At 63.3% G+C, this 3320-nt stretch carries 4 protein-coding genes; all 4 read left to right on the top strand.

Annotated features, from left to right (window positions below):
• Nucleotides 1-1545 (top strand): TIGR02302 family protein (locus tag AC1DT3_RS15825; RefSeq protein WP_477466200.1); only part of this gene is annotated, 1545 nt, incomplete at its 5' end.
• A 118-nt stretch (nt 1546-1663) separates the two neighbouring features.
• On the top strand, nt 1664-1855 hold the full coding sequence (locus AC1DT3_RS15820) for a twin transmembrane helix small protein (RefSeq protein ID WP_477466199.1): 192 nt from the start codon (nt 1664-1666) through the stop codon (nt 1853-1855).
• 120 nt (nt 1856-1975) lie between these two features.
• Nucleotides 1976-2590, top strand: coding sequence for an acyloxyacyl hydrolase (locus AC1DT3_RS15815; protein WP_477466198.1), 615 nt, complete (start codon nt 1976-1978; stop codon nt 2588-2590).
• Nucleotides 2591-2682: 92 nt separating this feature from the next.
• Nucleotides 2683-3258, top strand: a complete 576-nt coding sequence (locus AC1DT3_RS15810; RefSeq protein WP_477466197.1) for a cob(I)yrinic acid a,c-diamide adenosyltransferase — start codon at nt 2683-2685, stop codon at nt 3256-3258.
• Nucleotides 3259-3320 lie beyond the last annotated feature (62 nt).

Genomic DNA, 3320 nt, shown 5'->3' with positions numbered 1-3320 from the left:
TCGCTGAAGGGCCGCTCCCTCGTTCCAGCGCCGCAGATCGCGCTCGCCCTGCCGGCCCAGGGCAATGCCGAGACAAAGTCGACGGTCGACCTCACCACGCATCCGTGGGCGGGAGCCCGCGTGAAACTCAAGCTGCGCGTCAAGGACGAGGCCGATCAGACGGGAGAGAGCGAAACGATCGATTTCACGCTGCCGCAACGGCCGTTCACCAATCCGCTCGCCAAGGCACTGGTGGAACAACGCAGCAATCTGGTGCTCGCGCCCGATGACCGCAAACGGGTCCAGACCGCTCTCGACGCGCTCCTCATCGCTCCGGAAACCTACACGCCGCAATGGGGCATCTTCATCGGCCTGCGGACAGCCGCGCAACGGCTCCGCAAGGCGCGATCGGATGTCGAACTGACGGATGTGGCCGATTGGCTCTGGACCATGGCGGTGCAGATCGAGGACGGCAATTTGACCGATGCGGAGCGTGYCTTGCGCGCGGCCCAGGAACGTCTTCAGGAGGCCATCGACAAGGGCGCATCGGATGAGGAGATCCGCAAGCTGACCGAAGAGTTGCGGCAGGCGATGAACAACTTCCTGCGCGAGTTCGCCCAGCGCATGCAGGAGCAGGGCCCGCAAGCGGACAACCAGCGCACGCCCGACCGTTTCATCACGCAGAACGACTTGAACCGCATGCTGCAGCAGATGGAAGAAGCGATGCGGCGCGGCGATACCGCCGAGGCCCAGCGTCTTCTCGACCAGTTGCGCGACGTGCTCCGCAATTTGCAGATGGCTCGCCCGGGCAAGCAGGATCCACTCGGGCGCGAGATGAACCAGGCGATGCGCGACCTCGAAAACATGGCGCGCGAACAACAACGCCTGCGCGACGACACGTTCCAGGACGGCCAGAACCGTCGCATGCGGCAGGGCGAGCGCAATCGCCAACGCCAGCAACAGGGTCAGCAAGGTCAGCGCGGTCCGCAAGGCCAGCAGGACCAGGGCGACGATCAGGAGCAGGCGGAAGGCGACAACGGCGACCAGCAAGGCAATGCCCAACAGGGGTTGTCCCAGCGGCAGCAGGCCCTGCGGGATCGCTTGAAGCAGCTTCAGGACAAAATGCGCGGGCTCGGCATGGAGAACGAGCAGGGCCTCGGCGAGGCCGAGGAGGCCATGCGGGAGGCCGAGGACGCCCTCGGACAGGGTCAGGACGGAAAGGCCGTTGACGCCCAAGGGCGGGCGCTGGAAGGGCTCCGCCAGGGCATGCAGGGCATGGCTCAGCAGATGCAGCCGGGTCCGGGGAACGGTCAGGCCAACGATCAACCCGGCGGCGACGGCGAGCCACAGGGGCAGAACCAGGCCGGGCAGAACAGCCTGGACCCGCTCGGCCGTCCTCTCAACAACAAGGGCTTCCAGGAGGATGGGCCGCTGCATGAATTCGGCAAGCTTCCCGGCACCGGAAGCGCGGCGCGAATTCTGGAGGAATTGCGGCGCAAACTGGGCGACCCGACCCGGCCGCAGGACGAGCTCGACTATTTCGAGCGGCTTCTGAAAAGGGATTGAGCCGGACCACGCGGCCAGTCGCCAGGGCTTGCCTCGAGAGTTGCCCGAGCCCTTCTAGAGGACTTGCCTGAATCGATCCGATTCGCCACGTTCCGCGCGTTCGCAGCACGAGACAAACATGAGTAGCGTCGTCGATCTCCTTGTACCCGTTGCAGTTGTGGCCGTTGCCGTTGTGCTGTTGCTGGGCCTCGTCAACATGATGCGCGGCGGCAGCCCGAACCGGTCACAGCAGCTGATGCGGCTGCGGGTTCTGCTGCAATTCGTGGCCATCATCGTCATCATGGGCGTGGTCTGGTGGCGGGCCGTTTGACGGCCTCGCTTGCCTTGTATTGACACAATCCCGCCATCGTTCTCTATAAGAAGCTGTTAGGGATAACCGTTCGTTAACGCGCACGGGCCCATAATTTCATTTCAATCTTCGAATAGGATAATGATGCGCTTCAGCCCGATCTCAGGCCTGAGCCTTTTGATTGCGTTGATCGGGACGCAACCTACCCTTGCGGCAGACGCGAAGGGGCAACAATTTGCCGAGGCCAGTTCAGCTCAAAGCCTGTCGTCCACCAATTCCCATTTTCTGTCTGAACTCCGTTTCGGTTTTTCCGCTGAGGATCCCTGGGGATCCGAGGGCCGCGGCGGATCGGCCAATCTCACCGGCGAGATCCTGTTCGCCAAACCGTTCAGCACGTCCGACCTTTTCACCAGCTATTTCATTCCCCGGCCGCACGTGGGCGGCAGCGCCAATTTCGATGGCGGTACCAGTTTCGCCTATGCGGGCCTGACCTGGACCGTCGACATCACGCCGAGCCTCTTCGTCGAGGGCAGTTTCGGCGGCGCGTTTCACAACAACACCACGAGCCCGTTCTTCGTCCCCCGGGATCGCCAATCGCTCGGCTGCTCGCCGCTTTTCCGTGAATCCGGTTCGGTCGGTGTGCGCCTTGCGGCCAACTGGAGCGTCATGGCGACCGTCGAACACATGTCCAACGGTACGTGCTCCGACAATCGCGGCTTGACGAACATCGGCGCTCGGATCGGCTATTCGTTCTGAACGAGCGACCGTCGCGGTGCTTTTTCGCATGGCGTCGCGGGGGCGATTGCGCATAAGAAGGACCATCGCTCTTTCTTGGTCGTCGGTGATTCATGGTCGTTCTCAACCGCATTTATACCCGAACCGGCGACAAAGGGACGACGGCACTCGCGGCCGGCGGGCGGCGCTCGAAATACGATCTTCGCATCGAGGCTTACGGCACCGTCGACGAAACCAATGCCTGCCTCGGCATGGTCAGGCTTCATACGCAGGGCCATGCGATCGATGCGATGCTGGCGCGCATGCAGAACGACCTCTTCGATCTCGGAAGCGATCTTGCGACCGTCGCCACGAACAAGCCGCTGCCCTATGAACCGCTGCGAGTGACGGAAGCCCAGGTCGAGCGCATCGAACAGGAGATCGATCTCCTCAACGAGACGCTGGCGCCGCTCCGCTCCTTCGTGCTTCCGGGCGGAACGCCGGCTGCGGCCGCTCTCCATCTGGCGCGCACCGTCTGCCGCAGGGCCGAACGCCGGGTCGTCGAACTCATGGACCGCCCCGGCGAGACCGTCTCGCCGACCGCTGTGAAATACCTCAACCGCCTGTCGGATTTTCTCTTCGTGGCTTCCCGATCCATCAACGACAACGGCGCGCTCGATGTTTTGTGGGTGCCGGGTCAGAACCGCTGAGGCCGCGCCATGTTCCTGCCCCTGCATGACGGTGTTCCGTTGAAGAACATGCGGGTTCCGGC

This window comes from Microvirga sp. P4_G7 (assembly GCF_056401005.1).
Note: the sequence above shows the minus strand (reverse complement) of the source record. Positions and strands in the feature narration are given on the sequence as shown.

Excerpts from the sequence above, each read along its gene's own strand:
- AC1DT3_RS15820 (WP_477466199.1), top strand. The coding sequence starts at position 1,664 with ATGAGTAGCGTCGTCGATCTCCTTGTACCCGTTGCAGTTGTGGCCGTT.
- AC1DT3_RS15810 (WP_477466197.1), top strand. The coding sequence starts at position 2,683 with ATGGTCGTTCTCAACCGCATTTATACCCGAACCGGCGACAAAGGGACG.
- AC1DT3_RS15815 (WP_477466198.1), top strand. The coding sequence starts at position 1,976 with ATGATGCGCTTCAGCCCGATCTCAGGCCTGAGCCTTTTGATTGCGTTG.